Origin of the sequence: Agromyces sp. NPDC058484 (genome assembly GCF_042720415.1) — a bacterium.
Lineage (GTDB): Bacteria > Actinomycetota > Actinomycetes > Actinomycetales > Microbacteriaceae > Agromyces.
On record NZ_JBHXMP010000013.1, the window covers coordinates 45,173 to 65,185 of the forward strand.

Here is a 20,013-nt window from a genome sequence, read left to right on the forward strand (position 1 = left end):
GTAGGGGGCCTCCGAGGCGCGCCGAGGCGCCGGAGGAGGTGGTCGGTCAGGAGGCAAGGGCGGCGAGGTGCCGGCCGAACGCGGTCAGCCCCGCAGTCAGCTCGAGCGGGTCGCCGCCGTAGGAGATCCGGAAGTACCCTTCGCATTCGTCGCCGAACGCCGTTCCGGGTGCGACGGCCACAGCGGAGTCGCGCAGCAGTTCGAGGGCGAATTCGCGGGTCGACGGCACGAGCTCGCGGGCATCGATCCAGAGATAGAACGCTCCAGTCGGCACGATCGCGGGCTTCACGCCATGCATCCCGAGTGTGTCGATCGCAAGGTCTCGTCGATCCAAGTACGCGGCTCGCATCTGATCCACAGCGTCACGTGGACCGGACACGGCCGCGATCGCAGCGGCCTGGCCGACGGTGCTGACGCAGCTGACGATGGGCTCGTGGATGCGGGTGATGATCTGCGACAGACCCTTCGGGAGTGTCAGATATCCCACCCGCCACCCGGTCATCGCGTAGGTCTTGGAGAAACTGTGTGCGGTCACGATGCGCGCGCTGTCACTGACCGCTGATGCCGACACGAAGCCCGGCTCGTAGGTGAGCTCGTCGTAGCACTCGTCCGAGATCACCCAGATGCCGTGCCGGTCGGCGAAGTTCAGAAGGTCGCGCATCAACGGCTCGTCGATGACACTCCCCACCGGGTTGGAGGGCGAGTTCAGGATCAGAACCCGGGTACGCGAGGTCACAAGCTCCTCGAGCTGTGCGACGCTCGGCAGATAGCCGGTCTCGGCGCTGAGCGAGTACCCCACCGGATTCACCCGAATCAGATGGGCCATCGCGAGGTAGTTCGACCAGCCGGGATCGGGCACGAGGACCTCGTCGCCCTGCTCGCACAACGCGAACAGGGTCAGGAAGAGCCCCTCCACCGCCCCCGCGGTGACCACGATCTGGTCGGGATCGGCGGTGATCTGATTCACACGATGCAGCTTCTCGGCCAACGCCACGCGCAGAGCCGGCACTCCGGCATTCGCGGCGTATTTGGTCCATCCATCGGACAGCGCTCGCTGCGCCGCCTCGATCACATGCTCCGGCGTCGGGAAGCTGGGTTCTCCCAGTGAGAGCTGGATGACGTTCTCCATCGTCATCCCGAGTTCGGAGATCTCCCGGATCCCGTTCTGCGGGGTTCCGAGGGCGAAGGCAGAGCCGTGAAGAGCTTGCTCAAGAGTCGACATTGCTTTGCATCCGTTCGGTCAACATTGTCCGCAAGTTTGCGTTCGCCAGCTAGTGTCGCCAATTTATCTTGCGTTCGTCAAGCCTTAATTGTGACGGCTGCTGACCGTGGAGAGTTGTGCGGCCTTGTGGCCGCACCCTATGCACTCGCAGCAATCCACGTGATCGTCGACGCCGCACGCGGCTAGCCGTACTTCCTGCAGACCTCAGGCCGGCACGGCTCAGCGGGTCCGGTAGCGCGCGTAGATCATTCCGCTGTCGAAGGTCCGCTCCTCGACCAGGTCGAGATCGAGGCGCACGCCGTCGGGGAAGAACCGCTTGCCGCCGCCGACCACGCTCGTCGTCATGAAGAGGTGGTACTCGTCCACCAGTCCGGCAGCGATCGCCTGGGCCGCGAGGTTCGGTCCGTCGACGGAGAGGTCGTGATCAGCCTCGGCCTTGAGCCGGCGCACCGCGTCCGGGTCGAAGGTCCGCTCGATGCGGGTCTTCGCGCTGGATGCCGACTCCAGCGTCGTGGAGTACACGACCTTCTCTGCGGCCCTCCAGTCGTCCGCGTACTGCAGGATGTGCGGCGGCACGTCGGGCGCGGCGTGCACCGTCTCCCAGAAGACCATCGTCTCGTACATCCGGCGGCCGTAGAGGAACGTCCCGACGTGGCGGAAGACATCGCCGATGAAGGAATGCACCTCCTGGTCCCCGGCGTCCCAGCCGAGGTCGCCCTCCGCCGCCTCGGCGTAACCGTCGAGCGAGGTGATCATCGAGTAGATGAGCTTTGCCATGTTCGGCTCCTTCGGCTTGTGGTGAGTCAGCCGGCTCACCACGCCGAGCGTATCCATGCTGACGTCATGAGTCAAGCGACTCACCTTCAAGTGAGTACAGCGGTGAGGTGGGGTTCAGCCGCCGACTTCGCGCCGTCGGCGTTCGAGGTATTCGCGTACCGCGGCGTCGTTCGTGAGCCTGATCGCGTGTTGATAGGCGTCGGATGCCTCGGCCGCTCGCCCAGCGCGGGCGAGGAGCGCGGCGCGGGTTGCCCACCACGGCTGGAACTGCTCGCCGCCGGGCGGGAGTGCGTCCAGCCCAGCGTCGGCGGCATCCGCTCGCCCGATGACCGCAGCAAGCGCGACGCGCGATCCGAGGCTCGGGGCGACGGCGACGAGCGCGGTGTACAGCTGCCGCATGGCGTGCCAGTCGGTGACGCCGGTGCGTCGGCGGTCCAGGTGCACGGCCTGGATCGCGGCTTCCAGCTCGAATCGCCCGGGTGCGGCGCCGGATGCCGCGGCGAGGCGCAGGTACGACACGCCCTCGTCGATCATCCGCGCGTCCCACAGGGTGGGGTCCTGCTCGTCGAGCGGCACGAATGGGCCGGGACGGCGGCGGGCGAGCGACAGAGTCACCAGCGCGGCGAGCGCCCACGCCTCGGGCTCGCGTTCGAGCAGGGACGCAAGTGTGACCGCGAGGTAGTGCGCCTCGCCGGCGAGGGATCGCGCGTCGCCGCGCCAGGTGATGGCGGCGCACCCGTAGACGGCCTCGAGCACTGGAGGCAGGCGCTCGGGCATCCCCCGCCGGTCGGGCACGACGAACGGGATGCGGGCGCGCGCGATACGCCGCTTCGCGCGCACGAGGCGCTGCGCCATGGTGGGGGTTGGTACGGCGTACGCGGCGGCGATCTGTGTGGCGCTGAAGCCGAGCACGGCCTGCAGCATGAGCGGGGTGCGCGCGGCGGGGTCGATGGCCGGGTGGGCGCAGGTGAAGAGCAGCTCGAGTCGCCGATCGGGGATGCGGAGCGGGTCGAGATCCTCGAGGCCGCCGGCAGGCGAGTCGGTCCAGGCCTCGGGCCCGGCGTCGTGCCGCTCGAGCGGCACGTTCGCGCGCGTCGCCGACGACTTCCACACGTCACGCTGCCGGTTGCGTGCCACCGCGATCAGCCAGCCCTCCGGGTTCTCAGGAACGCCCGCGCCGGGCCATCGTTCGAGTGCCGCGGTGAACGCCTCGGCGAGAGAGTCCTCCGCCAGTGCCAGGTCACCGCTGCCGGTGGCGAGCACGGCAAGGAGTCGCCCATACGAGGCGCGAGCGGCATGCTCTGCGGCGGCGCGGGCCGCCTCGATCGAGGCTGCACTGACGGATGCCACGACATCCGATTCTTCGTTTGCGGATCCCGTCTTCGCGCCTGTCCCGTTCGGCGTCAGCCGTTCGCGGTCCACACGCCGTCCACGGTGTGGGTCGCGCCCGGCCGGATCTCGACGGTGCCGCCCCACTCCAGCGCGGGCGCCTGGGAAGCCCAATCGAGCGCAGCATCCAGGTTGGGGACGTCGATGACGATTGTGCCGCCCAATTGCTCCTTGGTGTCGGCGAAGGGGCCGTCCTGCACCTGCAGGGCGTCGTCGACGCGGCGGAGCGTGGTCGCGACATCCGACGGCTGCAAGACCTCCGCGGCGATGAGCACGCCCGCAGCCTGCAGGGTCGCGGCGTAACTCGCCATCTGGCTCATGCCCTCGGCGATGACGTCGTCGCCGATCGTCTCGGGCGATTCTTCGACGTAGTGCAGAAGCAGCGTGTAGCGCACGGTGATCCCCCAGCCCTTCAGCGAACAGAGTACTCGGCGATGACGACGCCGGTCGTGGTGGGAACGCATCGGCGCAGTTCGAGCTCGACGCGGGCGTGTTCGAAGAGTGTCGTGCCCGATCCGAGCACCAGCGGATGCACCAGAAGCACGAGCTCGTCGACGAGTCCCGCGGCGAACAGCGCTCGCGTGAGCTCAGCACTGCCGAGCACCGTGATGGCACCGTCGACGTCACGCTTGAGGGCCGCGACGGTGTCGCCGGCCTCGCCGGTCAGCCGGGTCGAGTTCGGGTAGGCGAGCTCGGGGCTGCTGTCGCGCCCCCGCGAGACGACGTACTTCGGCGACTGCACGAGCACTCCGGTGAAGGGGTTCGGGTCAGGCGTCGTGGTCCAGAACCCGAGCAGGTCGTCATAGGTGCGGTGCCCGAACAGCAGCGCGCCGCCCGCTGAGAGCCCCTCGCCGGCGAAGCGCATCGCGACCTCATCCTGGAAGGGCAAGGCCCACCCGCCGTGGGTGAATCCGCCGCGGGTGTCCTCGTCTGCGCGGCCGGGTGCCTGGATGACGCCGTCGAGGGTGATGCTCTCGAACACGGTGATGGTGGCCATGATCTGCTCCGATCCCGGCCGCCCGGTGCGGCCTCTTGACTGATGAACGAGCGAGGGGCGCGTTGATCGACAGCTGATCGCGGCGGGCACGACGACGCGTGAGGCCGCGGCACGCCTTTTCATCAGCGAATCGACCGTCAAGACGCACGTGCTCCACGTCTTCGCCAAGCTCGACGTCAACGATCGCGCGGCCGCGGTCGCCGCCGGTTTCCAGCGGGGCCTCCTCGAGTAATCCGGTCGGTGATGCGTGCCGGATGTCCTCAGGTCGGAGCGTTCACGGTGCAGCGTATCGTGCAGCCGTCGTCGAAGCCGCCTCGTGCACCACGTGGAGCGTCTCTTCCTCAGTGAGTGCCCAGTTGCCGTGGACGAGACGGGGCCAGAAGACAACCGTGGCGATCATGCCGAGGAATTGCGTTGCCGCCATGTCCGGGTCGTCGACGTTGGCAGTTCCCGCAGCAGTCTCTGCCAGGAAATACCGCTTCAGTGCGGCGAGCACCGGCAGCGTGCCGAAATCGAACGTCCTCTCGCGCAGCTCGGGGAACGTCGGGGACTCAGCGATCACCGCCCGGATCAAGTCCGCAATGCGAGGGCGGGACAGCAACTCCGCATACGCGCAGCCCAAGACGACCAAACCTGCGGTGAAGTCTCCGGACGGCGGTTCGGCAAGCTCGCCGGCAGGCGTGTCACCTGCCGCGAGCACCGTTGCTTCGAAAAGCTCCGCCTTCGTCGGGAACTGCTTGAACAGCGTCGCCTTGGAGACCCCGGCGCTCTCGGCGACGCGTGCCAGCGAGGTGCGGTCGTAGCCGGATTCGAGAAACAGGTCTGTGGCCGCGTCGAGGATCGCCGCACGGTTGGTTGCGGCGATCTGCCGGTGGTAGGCGGAGAGTTCGCGAGGTATTCTCCCAGTATGGCATAGAGGTGAGTCGCTTGACTCACGTCAGAGGGAGTCGTGCGTTGGCGACACGATGACGAGACCACGGATGCCGCCAAGTGCCCACATTCCCGTCGTGGTCCTCCGCCCGGGACGCGCGCACAATCGGGCAGGCGCCTCCTACTGCTATGAGGTCGGATTCTGCTATGAAGGGTAGATCCCTGCCCTGCCAGCGATTGGATGAACTCGATGAATGCCAGCCGTGCCACGCAGCCTGATCTCGTCGCGCACCGCGACAACGTGGAGGCGGGCGGGTGACGCAGTGAACACCGCAGCACTGAAGGAGACGTGGGCCCTCGCACAGAGCGTCGGCGACGAGGTGCCGCTGTATTTCTATTCGCACCTGTTCCTGTCCCACCCCGAGTTGCGGGGCATGTTCCCAGTCTCGATGGCCACGCAGCGGGATCGACTCGTGGGTGCGCTCGGCCGAATCGTGTCGAGCGTGGATGAACTCGACGAGGTGACCGACTTCATCCAGCAGCTGGGCCGCGACCACCGGCGGTTCGAGGTCGTCGCGGCGCACTACAACGCGGTCGGCGCATCCCTGCTCGCCACGCTGAAGCACTTTCTCGATGAGCGGTGGACGGCTGAGGTCGCAGCGGACTGGGCCGAGGCCTACGGACTGATCGCCACGGTCATGGTCCAGGCGGCCGAAGCGTCCGAGGACACCAGCCCGTCATCGTGGCCGGCCGAGGTGACCGCGGTGGAGCGACGCGGTCTCGACATCACGGTCATACAGGTCCGGCCTGAGCCCCACCTGCTGTTCCTGCCGGGCCAGTCCGTGGCAGTGGAGGTACCGTCGCGGCCGCGGCTGTGGCGCTATCTCAGTCCGGCGAATGCACCGCGTGCCGACGGCACCATCGAGTTCCACGTGCAGATGGTCCCCGGCGGCCAGGTCAGCAGCACCATCGTCCGCTCCCTCGAAGTCGGTGAAACCGTGCGCCTGGGCGCCCCCGTGGGTCAGGAGCTGACCTTGGACGAGGACGAGCGCCACCGCGACCTGATCATGGTCGCCGGCGGCACCGGCCTGGCTCCGCTGCGAGCCCACCTGGAGCGGATCGACCAGGAGTGGCAGTCGACCGGGCGGGCTCCCCGGGTCCAACTGTTCCACGGGGCGCGGCTGCCATGGAGCCTGTACGAGAATCGGCTGCTCCAGAACCTGGCCGGTCGCCCATGGTTCACCTACACACCGGTGGTCTCGGACGACCCGAGTTACCCGGGCCGGAAGGGCTGGGTCGGGGATGCCGCAGCCGACGCCGGGCCGTTGCATGGACTTCTCGCTCTGGTGTGCGGGTCGCCCGAGATGGTGGCGCACACGGTTTCCCGCCTTCGTGTCGCAGGCATCGCACACACGGACGTACGCTTCGAGCAGTTCGCAACGCTCGACGAGGACAGTCATGCCATGCACCATCACACACATGACCCGCAGTCGTCTCGGCTGCCGCACAGTGAATAGGGGACCACCCATGATGCAGAACGAGACCGATCCCGACATTCTTGCTCCCGCGCCCGGTACGGAGCCTGAGAACGACCTGGCCGTCGCTGTCAGCCATCTGCCGGACCCCCACTCCGTGGAGTTCACCATGAAGGTCAGGGGCGGCGCGTACGACCGCCTCGAAGTCGACACCTTCATGAGTCAGCTCTCGCAGGCGATCGCCGAGGTCCGGGCAGCCGCCACCAGCACACGACAGGAGCTCGCTGCGCTGCGGGCCGAGAACACGAAGCTCCACGGGTCCGGCGCCGACTCCGAGGAGGAGATCACTGCCGGAGCAGTGGGGCTGCTCACTCAGGCTCAGCTGATCGCCGACAAGGCGATCTCAGATGCCGAGCAGTACGCGCGCGACTTGGTGCTCACCGCTCGCAACCAGTATCGGGAGATTCTGGAACGTGCCGAGACCAGCGCCAGTCAGGTGACTGCGACGATCGGCGTGCAGCAGCCCAGCCCGGTCGTCCCGGAAATCGAGTACGTGCGCACCTACGCCCAGGTCGCACAGATCCAGTTGCGCTCGGTCCTCGATGCGCTCACCGAGCAGGTCGACCGCCTCGGCAGCCTGCCCCAGCCGGCACCCGAAACCGACGCGCAGCCGAACGCCGACGAGGGCCCCACGGGCGAACCCGACTGGACGCCCTCGACCTCGGAGCAGCCGCCGACCCAGCAGGGCTGACAGGCGCCGAGCCCGAGGATCTGTCTCCGAGACCGAGGGGCTCCCGGGTCGCTCGCAGACTGCTCCGGCCGGGAGGCAATCGAGCTCCGCTTCGCGGAGCTCAACTGCCTCCCGGGTCGGACTCAGGCGTCGGCGGTGGCGGGGTTCTGCGCCCAGAGATCCGGGCCGAACACCTCGTAGTTGATCCGTTCGCTCGGGATGCCGCGCCGAATGAGGACCTGGCGCATGCTCTGCATGAATGGCAGCGGCCCGCACATGAACACGGTCGCGTCACTGGGCAGCTCAACGGCGCTGAGGTCCATGAAGCCGGGTAGAGCGGGGGACAGGGTCGGTGCCTCCGACGCGGCTTCCTCGTACCAGTTCTGCGCCCGCGCATCGCTCATCGCGAGCACCTGGCGCCGGAGCGATGAGTAGAGCGCGTGCGTGTCATGGGCGCGGTCGGCGTGGAACAGGCGCACGGTGCGCCGCGGCTGACGACGCGACAGGTCCTCGAGGATCGCCGCCACCGGAGTGATGCCGATGCCTGCCGACACGAGCACGAGCGGTGCGTCCGACTCGTCGAGCACGACGTCGCCCGCCGGCTGCGAGACGTCGAGGACGGCGCCGGGCTGCGCGTTCTCGTACAGCCAGTTCGACACCTGGCCGTCGGGTGCGCCGTCCACGCCGCGCACCCGCTTGATCGTCACCCGCAGCGAGTCTCCGCGGGGCCCGGATGAGATCGTATACTGGCGCGGCTGGCGGGATCCATCGGGAAGGTCGACGGCGATCGCGACGTACTGCCCCGTGTGGTGCGAGGGCACCAGGTCGTCGACGGGGACCATGAGCAGCGAGAAGACGTCCTCGGATTCCTCGAACCGTTCGACCACGCGATGCCGGCGCCATGGCTGCTCGGGATCGGTGCCACCGAGTGCGTAGAGTCTCGCCTCTTCGGCGATGAGCGTCGTGCCGAACAGCCAGTACACCTCGTCCCATGCGGCGCGCACCTCCGGGGTGACCGCGTCGCCGAGCACGGTGCCCACGGCATCGAGCAGATACTTTCCCACGATGGTGTACTCGCGCGCCTTGATGCCGAGCGATACGTGCTTGTGCGCGATGCGCCTCATGACCGGCGTGAAGTCGGGCGCGTCGGGATCGATCAGCTGCACCGCGAAGGCGACCACAGATGCCGCCAGTGCCTTCGGCTGCTCGCCGATCGCCTGGTTCGCGCGGTTGAAGACCCGCAGCAGTTCGGGGTGGGCGGCGAACATCGCCGGGTAGAACTCGCGTGTGATCTCTTCGGCGTGCTCGGCGACGACCCCGGCAGTGGCGCGGACGATCGCTTCAGAGTCTGGTGAGAGTTGCATGGATGTTCCTTTCCGTTCGCAAACGCGTCCCTCCGAGTCTGACGTCGCGGATACCGGAGCGCCAGCCGGGTCGACCGGAGAGAATAGCCGGGTGCCCGGATCGGGTTGGTCCAGGCAGGGGATGGTCGACATGCTCCTTGTGCTTCCGCGCGTCGACGCGGATGACTGCCCGGCGGAGTAGGTCAAGTATGGTCGGGAGGACTGGCCGCAATCCTGTGGGCCGATGAACACCGCCGGATGCCAGGCAGAAGGGGAAGAGGCAGCACATGACCGAGCACAGCACGCCTCCGGCTTCCCGCACCCTCCGACTGATGTGGCCGCAGTGGCAGGGAGCCGGACGCGAGGTCGTCAGCGTGCTCGCCCCGGAGTTCCCGATCGACGTCGCGCGGCGTGGATACTCCATGGGCACGAGAGTTCTCGAGGCCATCCTGCCGCCCCCCGACGGCCCGACCGCATGGGTCCCGGTCGACTCGGGCGATGACGGCTTGGAGCGCGAGGACGGCGTCGAGGCGAAACGCGCCGTACTGGCATCCCTCGAGAACGCACTCTCGACGCTGGCAGCCCACGACTTCGATCGAGTGGTCACGCTCGGCGGCGAATGCTCGGTCAGCGTGGCGCCGTTCTCGACGCTCGCCGCGCAGTACGGCGACGACCTCGCCGTCGTATGGCTCGACTCGCACCCGGATGTCGGTACCCCCGCGAGCGAATACTCCGGCTACCACGCCATGGCCGTCGCCGTGCTCACCGGCCACGGTGACCCCGACCTCGTCGGCTGCCTGCCGGCAACGGTCTCTCCTGCGAAGGTGGCGCTCGCCGGCCTGCACTCGTGGACCGAAGACGACTTCCCGAACGCCGCGCGATGGGGCATTCGGGCGTTCTCGGCGCAAGAACTCCGCGCTGATTCGGCATCCCTCGTCGAGTGGCTGCGCGAGACCGGGTGTTCGAAGCTCGCCATCCACCTGGATGTGGATGTGGTCGACGCAGACGAAGTGGTCCTCGGGCTCGGAGCGGAACGGGGTGGCCTCACGACAGCTGATGTGCGTCAGGTCATAGCCGCCGTTGAGGCAACAGCCGATGTGGTCGGACTCACGATCGCCGAGTACCTGCCCCGGCAGGTCATCCAGGTGCAGCGACTGCTCGCGGATCTGCCACTTCTCTAGGTGGCCCCGCGCGACTCTCCATGACGATTCCCGTCGTCGGCTCTGGCGAGGCGTCAATTGATCCGCCCATTCTTCCGACTGTCCAAGCGAACGATTATCGCGCGGTGGGAGCCCCACCGCTTCGCAGTGGTTGCTGGCTTCCCGTGTCCCCTCGTGCGTCAAAGCCACTTCTCGATCAGGTGGTCGGCCGCGATCCGGCGGATCGTGCCCGACTTGCCGCGCAGCACGATGCTCTCGGTTCGGATGATCGGTCCCTTGCGGCGCACGCCGTCGACGAGCTCGCCGTCGGTGACGCCGGTCGCGACGAAGAAGGTGTTGTCGCCCTGCACGAGGTCCTCGAGCTCGTACACCTGGTCGCAATCGAGACCGGCGGCCTCGCCACGGGAGCGCTCGGCGTCGTCGAGCGGTGCCAGCCTGCCCTGCATGAATCCGCCGAGCGCCTTGATCGCGCATGCCGTCGTGATGCCCTCGGGGCTGCCGCCGATGCCGACGCACATGTCGATGCGGGACTCGTAGCGGGCCGCGTTGATGCCGCCGGCCACGTCGCCGTCGCTGATCAGGCGCGTGCCGACGCCTGCCTCGCGGATCTCCGCGATCAGCTGCTCGTGCCGGGGCCGGTTCAGCACCGCGACGCGCATCTCACCGACCGGCTTGCCCTTCGCCGCGGCGAGCGCGCGCAGGTTCTCGCCGATGGGCTTGCGGATGTCGACGACGCCGTGGCCCGCGGCATCCGTGACGATCTTGTCCATGTAGAAGACGGATGACGCGTCGAGCATGGTGCCGCGGTCGGACACCGCGATCACCGACAGCGCGTTCTGCCGCCCGGCGGCGGTGAGCGAGGTGCCGTCGATCGGGTCGACGGCGATGTCGCACGCGGGACCCCGCCCGTTGCCGACCCGCTCGCCGTTGAAGAGCATCGGGGCCGCATCCTTCTCGCCCTCGCCGATCACGACCACGCCGTCGAAGTTCACCGTGCCCAGGAACGCGCGCATCGCGTCGACCGCTGCGCCGTCGGCGCCGAGCTTGTCGCCGCGGCCGATCCACGGGTACGCGCGGATCGCGGCCGCCTCGGTCGCCCGAACGAGCTCGAGCGCGATGTTGCGATCGGGGTGGAGGTAGGGGCTTGCGGTTTCGGTGCTGTTCATCGAGGGTTCCTCCGGGAGGTCGGGGATCGGTTCTGCGTACGACGAGCCGGGGCCACCTCTCGCTCCGACGTGGCGGCCCTATTGCGGGAGCCCTCTATGACGCCGCGCCCGTCATGAGCGCGACCCCGTCGGTCATCGTGTGCGACCGGGGTGTGATCACGCCGGCGCGGCGCCCGAGTCGCTGCACCTGGATGCGGTCGGCGACCTCCCACACGTGCGGCATGTTGTGGCTGATCAGGATGATCCCGAGTCCCTCGTCACGAAGGCGCTGAATGAGCTCGAGGACCTGGCCCGACTCGCGCACGCCGAGCGCAGCGGTGGGCTCGTCGAGAATCACGACTCTCGACCCGAATGCCGCTGCCCGCGCGACGGCAACCGCCTGGCGCTGCCCACCGGAGAGGTTCTCGACCGCGACGTCTGGATCCTGGATGGTGCGGATGCCGAGCGCATCGATCCGCTCCTTGGCCGTGGCTCGCATGCCCTTCCGGTCGGTCATCCGAAGCACGGAACCGAGCAGCCCCTTGCGCCGGACTTCGCGCCCCAGGTACATGTTTCTGGCGATGTCGAGGGCGGGAACGACGGCGAGGGTCTGATAGACGGTCTCGATCCCGTGGTGCTGCGCATCCTGCGGTCGGCGCAGCTCGACTTCCTGGCCGTCGACGAAGATCTGACCCGAGTCGGGGATCAGAGCTCCGGTGAGGCACTTGATGAGCGTCGACTTGCCGGCGCCGTTGTCGCCGATGATGGCGAGGACTTCGCCGCTTCCGACTTCGACGTCCACACCGTCGAGCCCGACGACGTGTCCGAAGCGCTTGGTGAGGCCGCGGGCGGACAGCACGGGGATGGTCGTGTCGGTCATCGTGATCTCCTGATCCACTGGTCGAGGGCGACGGCGAAGAGAACGAGGACGCCGACGGCGAGCAAACGGAATTGCGCGTCGACTCCGGCAAGGGACAGGCCGACGGTGAGCGACTGGACGATGACCGCCCCGATCAGGGTTCCGACCACGCCGCCTCGGCCGCCGAAGAGGCTCGTGCCTCCGATGACGACGGCGGTGATGCTCTGGAGGTTGCCGTCGACGATGCCGTTCGGAGTCGCGGCATCCGCGCGCCCGATGAGCACCCATGCGGCGATGGCGTAGGTCAGGCCCGCCACGATGTAGACGCTGAGGACGACTCGATTGACGCGGATACCGGCGAGGCGGGCTGCCTCGGGGTCGCCGCCGACGGCATAGACGTGAGTGCCCCAGGCGGTGCGGGCGAGCGCGTAGCCGATGACGAGGTACATCACGAGGACTATGACGACGCCGATCGTGAGGCTGAAACTGCCGATCCTGAACGTTTCTCCCGTCCAGGACAGCAGATCCGGCATCTGGTCGGCCGGCGTGCTCTGAGCGCCCGAGATGAGCAGGCTGAGGGCGGTGAAGATGCTCAGCGTGCCCAGCGTGACGATGAAGGGTGGCAGCGCGATTCTGGTGACGAGGGCGCCATTCAGTGCGCCGGCCGCGACACCGACGATGCCGCCGATCAGGAGCACGAGCCAGCCCGGCGTACCGAGGGATGTGCTGATCTCGGCCATCACCAGAGACGAAAGGATGGCGATCGCACCGACGGAGAGGTCGATCCCGGCGGTCAGGATGATGAGCGTCTGGCCGACTGCCAGCGCGGCGATGACGGCGGTCTGCTGGAGCAGCAGGGAGAGGGTCTGCGGGTCGCCGAAGCGAGGGTTGGCGATCGTGAATGCAGCGACGATGATCAGGAGAATGATCGCGGGGCTGAGCGCCGGGTGGCTGTGCAGCAGTCGCTGCACAGCCACCGTGGGGCGCTTCCACGACATGCCCACGGCCGCAGCTGTGGAGTCGGACATGGTTTCGCTCCTAGTCGATAGCGGTTCGGATCAGCCCCAGCAGGTGGACTGAGCCTCTTCGGACGGGGTGAACTCGAGGTCGAAGCCCTCGGCGGCGACCAGCTCGGTGCCGGTGTTGAAGAACTCGAGACCGTCGGACGGTGCGGGCAGCTCGCCGCCGCGGGCGACACTCGCGATGGCTTCGACGCCCTTCTGCGCCATCACCACCGGGAACTGCATCGACGTCGCGCCGAGCTGACCCGAGGCGACGAGGTCGACGCCGTCGCACGCGCCGTCGATGGAGACGATCGTGATCTGGTCCTCGAGCCCGGCGGCTTCGATCGCGGCGTACGCGCCGGCCGCGGCGGGCTCGTTGATCGTGTAGACGAGGTTGATGTCGGAGTTGCCGCTGAGGCACGTCTCCATGGCGGAGCGGCCGCCATCCTGGGCACCGGTCGTCGGCTCCTGACAGGCGATCTCGTACTCGCCGCCCGAATAGTCGCCGGTCTTCGCCTCGTCGCCGTTCACAGCGGGGTCGCCGACGTCGATTCCCATGCCGGTCAGGAAGCCCTGATCGCGGTTCAGGTCGGTCTGGATGACGCGGTCATTGAACTGGTCGAGGAGCGCGATGACCGCCTTCTCGCCGTTCATCTGCTTGGCGGCCCATTCACCGATCTGCTCGCCTGCCGCGAAGTTGTCGGTCGCGAAGGTCAGGTCGACGACGTCGGCCGGGTCGGTCGGCGTGTCGAGACCGATGACGATCAGCCCGGCCTCGCGGGCTCGCTCGATCGCGTCGTTGACTCCCGGACCGCTGGGCAGGATGAGGATGCCATCGTCGCCGCGGGTCATCGCGTTCTCGATCGCCTGGATCTGGCCCTGCTCGTCGCCGTCCTTCGATCCGGCCTCGACGGTGATGTGGACGTTGTCCTTCTCCGCCTGCTCCTGAGCACCCTGCTCGAGAGCGACGAAGAAGGGATTCACCAGGTCCTTGAGGATGAGCGTGACGTTGACCGTCTCGTCCTCCCCGACTCCGCCACCGGCGCTGTCGCCTTGGGCGGCGCCGCTGCAGGCGGAAACGCCGGCCACCATGCCGATCGCGCCAAGGAGCACGATCCCCTTCTTCCAGTTCAGCTGCGCCACGCGCAAACCTCCTTGTTTGTGCCGTTATCTCTCGGTGCCGAGAGGAGCGAACTCCCCCACTTGAGGAGTACCGGTCTCACGATACTGGACATTGTACGGCTTGTCTAGTCTGTACGTACAAGACTGAACGTCGCCTATCGGATGCCGCGATCATCCGGGGTCGAGGGGTCAGTTGACGATCTGCACCTTGACCTGGTCGGGGCGCTTCGCGGCCGCCATCGCGGTCGCGTACTCGTCGAGCGGGAAGGTCGACGTGACGAGTCCGCCGAGCTCGTCTTGCAGGTCGACCATGCGCTCAGCAGCTTCGGGATACTTCTCGGCCAGGGAGTTGGAGCCGATGATGCTGAGCTCCTTCGCGAAGACGTCGTACGGGTACAGCGGGACGGTGGCAGTGGGTGAGGCAACGCCCATCTGGACGAGGCGCCCACGGGGACCGAGCGAAGCGATGGCCTGTCCGATCGCCACGGCGTGACCGCTGGGTGCAGCCGGCGAGCAGGCCGACGGAGAGACCAGCGACTCCGAGACCGGCGAGGCCTCGCTTCCAGTTCAGGTGCGCCACGCGCAACCTCCTTGTTCATGTGCGTGACCGCTCTCGGTGCCGAGGGCGATGCGCCATCGGAACGGCGCGGGAACAACGTAGACCACTCCTGTCCGTGTTGTCTAGGCTGTACGTACATAACTGTCGGTAGGATCAAGACAGTCCGGTTTACTCGATGACGCCGAAGGAGTGTGGCAGTGTCGCAGACGATCGAACGGGACTCGCCCGTCCCGTACTACGAACAGCTCTTCGGGATCCTGCGGGATCGCATCAGCGATGGGGACTTCCAAGCCGATGAGCGGCTCCCCAGCGAGTTGGAGTTGTGTCGCGAGTTCGGCCTGTCCCGCGCCACCGTTCGGCAGACGCTTGCGAAACTCGAGAGCGAGGGATATGCCCGGAGGGTTCCGCGTCGCGGCATGTTCGCCGCCGCACCGGGTGAGTCATCCGGCTGGACGGTGCAAGACACGCAGGGCTTCCTGGAGCTCCAGTTGCGCCACGGCCGCACCGGCGTGGCGACCACGGTGACCGACGCGCGCTTCGTCGATCCTCCGCAGCATGTGGCGAAAGCGTTGCGTTTGCAGAACGGAGAGCGCGTGTTCGCGCTCGAGCGAGTCCGTTCGCTCGAAGGCGAGGTGGCCATGTTCAGCACGAACTGGTTCCCGAGCGAGGTCGGCACGACGATCTCCGAAGCGCGGGACGTGCTCGACGGGAGTGGCTCGCTGAACAGCACACTTCGCGATGCGGGGTTCGTCATCAGCGGCGCGCACCGAATCGTGGATGCCATGCGCGCTCCGGCGAACGTCGCCGCTCACCTGCACATCGACGAGGACCAGCCCGTGCTGCGAGTGCGTTCGCTGTCGTGGGACAGCAACGAACTGCGCTTCGACTACTACGAGACGTGGGTTCTGACCGATGTCGTCCCGCTCGAGGTGAATGTCGTCACAGGCTGAGCACCTCATGGAGCAACAGGCTCACGAGGCGTCGTCCCGGCCGACCGCACTCCTCCCGCTGAGTGCCCGAACCGGATCCGGCGTCCACCCACGCGCTCGCGCGGCAAGCAGCGCGGCGCTGACCGCGGTCACTTCCGGTTCGAGGATCGGTTCGGCCCGGTAGCCGTTGATCGTCTCCTTGATGCTCACCCACCCGGGCGATCGCGCCCACCCGCCGGCGAGCCGCACACCGCTTCCTTCGGCGAGACTTCGAACGGCCTCGACGGCGTCACGACCGGAGCGTGCGAGCGCGCCCAGCACGGCGGATGCGCGAGCGAACGGATCCCGTGGGGCGGCCACGGAGTACGACGGGCGTCCTCCGCCACGTCGCCCGGGAAGGAATGCCCCGGAATCGAGAACTGCGGCAGGCGCGACGCGCCCGTCGAGAAGAGCGCGGATGTGTCGAGCGACCTGCGGGTCCTGCGACGCCCACTCCACGTTTCGCGTGAGTTCCTCCACCCGAAGGAGGGTGGTCCCGTGCGACTGGATTCCGGGCGCGATGTCGACATGCCGCCGTCGCGGCAATCCGACCGGAAGTCGAGACTGGGCGACCACGACCTCGGCGGTGCCCATCGAGTCGAGCACGACTCCGGGGTCCATCTGATCGACACCCCACCCGCCGACCGGATGGTCATGACCGCCCGCCACGACGACCGCATCGCGGGCGATCGCACCGGCTTCCAGTAGTGCGGTCGATCTGAGGTCGCCGACGATCTCGCCGACGGCGAGCACCGTCGGGAGCAGGTCGGCCGATCCCAGCGTCAGTTCGACACGATCCGACGCCCAGCGTCTGTCGCCGGAGTGCCATGCGCCCGTCCGGGATGCGAGGGTGTCGCTCATGAACGGGACGTCGGTCCAGAGGACCGCGGGGAGGTCGGCCAGTCCGATCCAGTAGCGCGCCCGGCCTGGCGGGATCCGGGTGCGAGCCCATTCCCATCCGATGATGGTGCGGGCTGGATCGCTGTCGGTGTCGAAGAGGTCGTCATCGTGGAGGTGCGGACGCAGTCTTCGGAAGATCCCTTGCCGCCGCGGGTCGAACCATGCCAGTGCCGGCGTCAGAGGACGCAGCTGAGCATCGACGAGGAGTCCGTCTTCGCCGACACCGGCAGCGCAGACGCTGTGCACCTCGTATCGGACCCCGCACGCCCCCGCGACCATCTCCTGAAGTGCGGCGGCCAGCGTTTCGACGTCGATCGACAGCCCCTCGGCACCGCGTGGGGTCGGGCGGCTCGCACGGGCGACGACGGATCCTTCTGCGTCGACCGCCACCACTTTGATGTTGGTGCTGCCGACGTCGACGCCGCACGCGACAGGTGTTCGAGAATCGCTTCGCAAGGATGTGAATCCCTTGATGCCGGGGGGTGGGGGCGGTCCGCCGTTCATGGCCCGCCAGCTGGCCGGGCTGCACCAGCACAGCACACACGCTACGCGGCTTATCGTCGCACGAGCGGATGAAGGTCGGTCGTCGACCGACCTTCATCCGATCGGCAGCCGAGCGCTGTTCGTCGTGGCGTATCCCAGGCTGGCCTTCGCAGCCTCGTGCTGTTCGCCGATCCGCGCCTCCAGTGGAGCATCCGTGAGCTCGGTCATCGACAGCGGCCACGACGGGAAGGTTCCCGTCAACGTCGACACCGCTTGCATCGCCGCCCCCTTGGTCACGAGTTCGTCGGAGTGCGGGACGAAGACCGGGACGTCCACCATCTGCGTCAGCACCCTCTGCACGGCCGGGCTCTCGGCCGCACCGCCGATGAGCAGGAGTCTGTCGACACGCACGTCGCATGCCCGAAGCGCGTCGATCATCGCCACCTGGTTCGCCAACGTCCCCTCGATCACGGCGCGGGCGAAGTTCGCGCGAGTGAGATTCGACAGCGAGGCCTCATGCAGGGAGCCGCGCGCGTGCGGGAGATCGGGAGTTCGCTCACCTTCGAAGAACGGCAGCAGCGTGAGTCCCTCTGCGCCGGCAGGCGCTTGCAGCGCGAGATCGGAGAGCTCGGCGTAGGTGCATCCCAGGAGCGTCGCGCCGAGCTCGAAGTTCCGTGCGGCGTTGAGCGTGGCGACCAGCGGCAGGTGGTCACCGGTCGCGTCGGCATAGCTGCATACGAAGCCGGCGTAGTCGTGAACGGCGTGCGCCGATCGGGTGTAGATGACGCCCGAGGTGCCGAGGGACAGGACCGCGTCGCCCCCCGATAGTCCGAGGGCGAGCGCGGCCGCGGCATTGTCTCCGCTTCCTACTCCGATCGGGATGCCGGCGGGGATACCGGGCATCCCGCCCCCTGTCACCCCGGCCGTGTCGAGCGGGTCGAGGATTCGAGGCAGCTGCGCCGCCCGACCGAATGCGTGCTCGAACAGATCCGTGCAGTACTCGCCGGTGTCGCCCGACCAGTACGCAGTTCCGCTTGCCTCGGATCGGTCGGTGGTCAGCAGGTCCAGTTCCCCGGCGCTCGGGCCGAACCCCATCAGCCGCCAGGTCAGCCAGTCGTGGACGACCGCCACCGCGGCGGTCCGCCGTGCAGCCTGCGGGTTCACATCGCGCAGCCAACGCAGCTTCGTGACCGTGTCGGAGAGTGTCAGCGGGAGTCCTGTGCGTCGAATCCACTCGCCCTTGCCGAGCTCGTTGTTGAGATCGACCATCTGCGCGTGCGATCCGGTGTCATTCCACAGCGGCGACTCGCACACCACCTCCCCGGTGGCGTCGAGGAACACGGGCGTGTGCTGCTGCCCGCTCACCGAGATCGCGGCCACATCCTCCAGCCCGCCTGCGCGCCGGACCGCGGTGAGCAGCGCGTCCCACCACGCATCCGGGTGAACGATCGTTTCGGCCGGATGAGCCGCCTTGCCTTCGCGAACCCGCTCTCCGGTTGCGAGATCTCGCACGGTCACCTTGCAGCTCTGCGTGGATGAGTCCACGCCCGCAATCAGCGTCATGGGAGACCCTTCAGGTACTCCCATTGCTCACGTGTCTGCTCGTGCCACTCACCGAGCAGGGCATGCCGTCCGGCATCCACGAACACGTCAGCAGGGTCGCAGAAGCGCCACTCGCAGGATCGGTCGGATGCAAGGGCTTGGGCGCCCTGCGAGACGACCTCGGGGAACCCCGACACGCTCAGCGGCGTTCCCAGCAGATCGGCCTTCAGCTGCAGCCACAGGACATTGCGGCTCGCGGGTCCGATGACCTTGATGCGCTCGGGATATGCGGGGAACAGCTCCAGGACGTCTGTGAACTGCCGTGCCATCCCGAGGAAGAAGCCGAACACGAGATCTTGGGTCGTCGTGTCGGATCGCAGGCCCGCGATCACCCCGCGCGCGGACGCGGACTTGGTCGGCGGGGGGCTTCCGCGGAACTGCGGGAGGACGAGGGGAGTCGCCGTCAGCTCGAGGTCACCTCGGAGGTACCGTTCGTGCACGTCGACGATGCATGCGGACAACTCGGCAGCGCTGATGCCCAACATGCTCTGCAACGTCGCGAACGCCGAGCCGCCCGTCGGGATGGAAGCGAACAGGGTGAACTCCGCACCGGTCGTCGATATGCCGTTCGCCAGCTTGGATTTCGCCGAGTGCTCATCGACGCTGGGCGCGTCTCCGAGGAAGAGCAACCCCTCCGTGGTGCCGGTGGAGTTGAGAAGCTCGCCGCGACCGAGCTCCGCGCCGACGGCGCCCACCATGTGGTCGTGGCCGACGACGTGCACCTGAACGTCATGCGCGAGGCCGACGCTCCCCGCGTAGTCACGCGACACCTGCACGCCCTCGCGGGCTGTGCGCAACTGCGGAAAGACACCGACGTCCAGCCCGACGAGCGCGCTGATCTCCTCGGACCAGGTGCGTGCTCGGAGGTCCAACGCCATCGTCCGGCTCGCCAGCGAGTACTCGGACCATCGATGACCGGTCATCGAGGCAGCCAGGTACTCGGCGATGTTGAGCCATTGGGCGCCGTCGCTCGCGCCGCCGACATGCGCCACCGCCCACGCGGCCTTCGAAAGGCCGTAGTTGGCGTTGACCGGCAGGCCCGTCGTTCGATAGATCGACGCCCGATCTGCGGCGTTCAGTTCGTCCAGGTATGGGGCGCCCCGGTGGTCGTGCCACAGGATCATGGGGGAGGCGAGGGACAGGTCCGCGCGCACCAGGCCTCCGGACTCGCCGACGCCGGTGATCGCGACGCGTCGCACCGCCGCTCGCTGATCCGGCTCGATGCCCTGGATGAATCCGGTCACGGCGGCGCTCAGGCGATCGAGGTCGTAGATCTCGCCCGCATCGTCCTTCATCGTCGGCGTGGGGCAGCGGTCGGATGCGAGCAGCTCACCGCTCGCGTCGAAGTGGCAGCACTTGACGCTGGTGGTACCGACATCGACGGTGATGGTGGGAAGCACGGACTCGT

At 67.7% G+C, this 20,013-nt stretch carries 20 protein-coding genes and 2 pseudogenes; 6 read left to right on the plus strand and 16 right to left on the minus strand.

Going from position 1 to position 20,013, the window contains the following annotated elements; translation table 11 throughout:
• Positions 1-46: 46 nt before the first annotated feature.
• From ACFWN7_RS11875 to ACFWN7_RS11895, 5 genes are all read right to left on the minus strand, one after another.
• Entirely contained in the window at positions 47-1,222 is a 1,176-nt protein-coding gene (locus tag ACFWN7_RS11875; RefSeq protein WP_376939017.1) for a pyridoxal phosphate-dependent aminotransferase, read from the minus strand.
• 219 nt (positions 1,223-1,441) lie between these two features.
• Positions 1,442-1,999: a dihydrofolate reductase family protein gene (locus tag ACFWN7_RS11880; RefSeq protein WP_376939018.1), complete on the minus strand. Its 558-nt coding sequence runs from the start codon at positions 1,997-1,999 to the stop codon at positions 1,442-1,444.
• A 114-nt stretch (positions 2,000-2,113) separates the two neighbouring features.
• A complete protein-coding gene (locus ACFWN7_RS11885; protein WP_376939019.1) occupies positions 2,114-3,349 on the minus strand; it encodes an RNA polymerase sigma factor in 1,236 nt (411 codons plus the stop codon).
• 53 nt (positions 3,350-3,402) lie between these two features.
• A complete protein-coding gene (locus ACFWN7_RS11890) occupies positions 3,403-3,783 on the minus strand; it encodes a YciI family protein (RefSeq protein WP_376939020.1) in 381 nt (126 codons plus the stop codon).
• Between the two features lie 17 nt (positions 3,784-3,800).
• Positions 3,801-4,385: a dihydrofolate reductase family protein gene (locus tag ACFWN7_RS11895; RefSeq protein WP_376939021.1), complete on the minus strand. Its 585-nt coding sequence runs from the start codon at positions 4,383-4,385 to the stop codon at positions 3,801-3,803.
• A 76-nt stretch (positions 4,386-4,461) separates the two neighbouring features.
• On the opposite strand from ACFWN7_RS11895, the gene ACFWN7_RS11900 reads away from it, so the two are divergent.
• A complete protein-coding gene (locus ACFWN7_RS11900; RefSeq protein WP_376939085.1) occupies positions 4,462-4,617 on the plus strand; it encodes a response regulator transcription factor in 156 nt (51 codons plus the stop codon).
• Positions 4,618-4,659: 42 nt separating this feature from the next.
• On the opposite strand, the gene ACFWN7_RS11905 is transcribed toward ACFWN7_RS11900, so the two are convergent.
• On the minus strand, positions 4,660-5,085 hold the full coding sequence (locus ACFWN7_RS11905; protein ID WP_376939022.1) for a TetR/AcrR family transcriptional regulator C-terminal domain-containing protein: 426 nt from the start codon (positions 5,083-5,085) through the stop codon (positions 4,660-4,662).
• A gap of 15 nt (positions 5,086-5,100) precedes the next feature.
• Positions 5,101-5,283: pseudogene (locus ACFWN7_RS11910) on the minus strand (helix-turn-helix domain-containing protein); the annotation flags it as partial.
• 226 nt (positions 5,284-5,509) lie between these two features.
• On the opposite strand from ACFWN7_RS11910, the gene ACFWN7_RS11915 reads away from it, so the two are divergent.
• Both ACFWN7_RS11915 and ACFWN7_RS11920 read left to right on the plus strand, forming a co-directional pair.
• Entirely contained in the window at positions 5,510-6,772 is a 1,263-nt protein-coding gene (locus tag ACFWN7_RS11915) for a globin domain-containing protein (RefSeq protein ID WP_376939023.1), read from the plus strand.
• 10 nt (positions 6,773-6,782) lie between these two features.
• Complete coding sequence (locus ACFWN7_RS11920; RefSeq protein WP_376939024.1) at positions 6,783-7,481, plus strand: DivIVA domain-containing protein; 699 nt, start codon at positions 6,783-6,785, stop codon at positions 7,479-7,481.
• A 122-nt stretch (positions 7,482-7,603) separates the two neighbouring features.
• Here ACFWN7_RS11920 and ACFWN7_RS11925 read toward each other — a convergent pair whose 3' ends face one another.
• Positions 7,604-8,824: a globin domain-containing protein gene (locus tag ACFWN7_RS11925; RefSeq protein ID WP_376939025.1), complete on the minus strand. Its 1,221-nt coding sequence runs from the start codon at positions 8,822-8,824 to the stop codon at positions 7,604-7,606.
• Between the two features lie 266 nt (positions 8,825-9,090).
• On the opposite strand from ACFWN7_RS11925, the gene ACFWN7_RS11930 reads away from it, so the two are divergent.
• Complete coding sequence (locus ACFWN7_RS11930; RefSeq protein WP_376939026.1) at positions 9,091-9,984, plus strand: arginase family protein; 894 nt, start codon at positions 9,091-9,093, stop codon at positions 9,982-9,984.
• A 158-nt stretch (positions 9,985-10,142) separates the two neighbouring features.
• Here ACFWN7_RS11930 and glpX read toward each other — a convergent pair whose 3' ends face one another.
• From glpX to ACFWN7_RS11955, 5 genes are all read right to left on the minus strand, one after another.
• Positions 10,143-11,129 carry a class II fructose-bisphosphatase gene (gene glpX / locus ACFWN7_RS11935; RefSeq protein ID WP_376939027.1) on the minus strand — a complete coding sequence of 329 codons (987 nt, stop codon included), beginning with the start codon at positions 11,127-11,129 and terminating at the stop codon, positions 10,143-10,145.
• A gap of 94 nt (positions 11,130-11,223) precedes the next feature.
• Positions 11,224-11,988 (minus strand): ATP-binding cassette domain-containing protein, encoded by a 765-nt coding sequence (locus tag ACFWN7_RS11940; RefSeq protein WP_376939028.1) that lies wholly within the window; start codon positions 11,986-11,988, stop codon positions 11,224-11,226.
• On the minus strand, positions 11,985-12,995 hold the full coding sequence (locus ACFWN7_RS11945; RefSeq protein WP_376939029.1) for an ABC transporter permease: 1,011 nt from the start codon (positions 12,993-12,995) through the stop codon (positions 11,985-11,987). The genes ACFWN7_RS11940 and ACFWN7_RS11945 overlap by 4 nt, the downstream gene beginning before the upstream one ends.
• A 30-nt stretch (positions 12,996-13,025) precedes the next feature.
• Positions 13,026-14,063: a substrate-binding domain-containing protein gene (locus tag ACFWN7_RS11950; RefSeq protein ID WP_376939086.1), complete on the minus strand. Its 1,038-nt coding sequence runs from the start codon at positions 14,061-14,063 to the stop codon at positions 13,026-13,028.
• A gap of 219 nt (positions 14,064-14,282) precedes the next feature.
• Complete coding sequence (locus tag ACFWN7_RS11955; RefSeq protein ID WP_376939030.1) at positions 14,283-14,525, minus strand: hypothetical protein; 243 nt, start codon at positions 14,523-14,525, stop codon at positions 14,283-14,285.
• A 324-nt stretch (positions 14,526-14,849) separates the two neighbouring features.
• On the opposite strand from ACFWN7_RS11955, the pseudogene ACFWN7_RS11960 reads away from it, so the two are divergent.
• Together ACFWN7_RS11960 and ACFWN7_RS11965 are read left to right on the plus strand one after the other, a co-directional pair.
• Positions 14,850-15,062 (plus strand): annotated as a pseudogene (locus ACFWN7_RS11960) (GntR family transcriptional regulator); the annotation flags it as partial.
• A 6-nt stretch (positions 15,063-15,068) separates the two neighbouring features.
• Entirely contained in the window at positions 15,069-15,602 is a 534-nt protein-coding gene (locus ACFWN7_RS11965) for a GntR family transcriptional regulator (RefSeq protein ID WP_376939087.1), read from the plus strand.
• 21 nt (positions 15,603-15,623) lie between these two features.
• Here ACFWN7_RS11965 and ACFWN7_RS11970 read toward each other — a convergent pair whose 3' ends face one another.
• The 3 genes from ACFWN7_RS11970 to ACFWN7_RS11980 all read right to left on the minus strand — a co-directional run bounded on the left by ACFWN7_RS11970 (position 15,624) and on the right by ACFWN7_RS11980 (position 20,005).
• Entirely contained in the window at positions 15,624-17,024 is a 1,401-nt protein-coding gene (locus ACFWN7_RS11970) for an L-fuculokinase (RefSeq protein WP_376939031.1), read from the minus strand.
• Between the two features lie 93 nt (positions 17,025-17,117).
• Positions 17,118-18,566 (minus strand): FGGY family carbohydrate kinase, encoded by a 1,449-nt coding sequence (locus ACFWN7_RS11975; RefSeq protein WP_376939032.1) that lies wholly within the window; start codon positions 18,564-18,566, stop codon positions 17,118-17,120.
• Positions 18,563-20,005: an L-fuculokinase gene (locus tag ACFWN7_RS11980; protein ID WP_376939033.1), complete on the minus strand. Its 1,443-nt coding sequence runs from the start codon at positions 20,003-20,005 to the stop codon at positions 18,563-18,565. The genes ACFWN7_RS11975 and ACFWN7_RS11980 overlap by 4 nt, the downstream gene beginning before the upstream one ends.
• Positions 20,006-20,013 lie beyond the last annotated feature (8 nt).

What these genes read in the sequence shown, in the direction of transcription:
- ACFWN7_RS11895 (WP_376939021.1), bottom strand. Translation starts at nt 4,385, where the DNA reads ATGGCCACCATCACCGTGTTCGAGAGCATCACCCTCGACGGCGTCATC.
- ACFWN7_RS11915 (WP_376939023.1), top strand. Translation starts at nt 5,510, where the DNA reads ATGCCAGCCGTGCCACGCAGCCTGATCTCGTCGCGCACCGCGACAACG.
- ACFWN7_RS11975 (WP_376939032.1), bottom strand. Translation starts at nt 18,566, where the DNA reads ATGACGCTGATTGCGGGCGTGGACTCATCCACGCAGAGCTGCAAGGTG.
- ACFWN7_RS11920 (WP_376939024.1), top strand. Translation starts at nt 6,783, where the DNA reads ATGATGCAGAACGAGACCGATCCCGACATTCTTGCTCCCGCGCCCGGT.
- ACFWN7_RS11965 (WP_376939087.1), top strand. Translation starts at nt 15,069, where the DNA reads ATGTTCGCCGCCGCACCGGGTGAGTCATCCGGCTGGACGGTGCAAGAC.
- ACFWN7_RS11940 (WP_376939028.1), bottom strand. Translation starts at nt 11,988, where the DNA reads ATGACCGACACGACCATCCCCGTGCTGTCCGCCCGCGGCCTCACCAAG.
- ACFWN7_RS11930 (WP_376939026.1), top strand. Translation starts at nt 9,091, where the DNA reads ATGACCGAGCACAGCACGCCTCCGGCTTCCCGCACCCTCCGACTGATG.
- ACFWN7_RS11945 (WP_376939029.1), bottom strand. Translation starts at nt 12,995, where the DNA reads ATGTCCGACTCCACAGCTGCGGCCGTGGGCATGTCGTGGAAGCGCCCC.
- ACFWN7_RS11970 (WP_376939031.1), bottom strand. Translation starts at nt 17,024, where the DNA reads ATGAACGGCGGACCGCCCCCACCCCCCGGCATCAAGGGATTCACATCC.
- ACFWN7_RS11925 (WP_376939025.1), bottom strand. Translation starts at nt 8,824, where the DNA reads ATGCAACTCTCACCAGACTCTGAAGCGATCGTCCGCGCCACTGCCGGG.
- ACFWN7_RS11955 (WP_376939030.1), bottom strand. Translation starts at nt 14,525, where the DNA reads ATGGGCGTTGCCTCACCCACTGCCACCGTCCCGCTGTACCCGTACGAC.
- glpX (WP_376939027.1), bottom strand. Translation starts at nt 11,129, where the DNA reads ATGAACAGCACCGAAACCGCAAGCCCCTACCTCCACCCCGATCGCAAC.
- ACFWN7_RS11875 (WP_376939017.1), bottom strand. Translation starts at nt 1,222, where the DNA reads ATGTCGACTCTTGAGCAAGCTCTTCACGGCTCTGCCTTCGCCCTCGGA.
- ACFWN7_RS11950 (WP_376939086.1), bottom strand. Translation starts at nt 14,063, where the DNA reads ATGGTGGCCGGCGTTTCCGCCTGCAGCGGCGCCGCCCAAGGCGACAGC.
- ACFWN7_RS11880 (WP_376939018.1), bottom strand. Translation starts at nt 1,999, where the DNA reads ATGGCAAAGCTCATCTACTCGATGATCACCTCGCTCGACGGTTACGCC.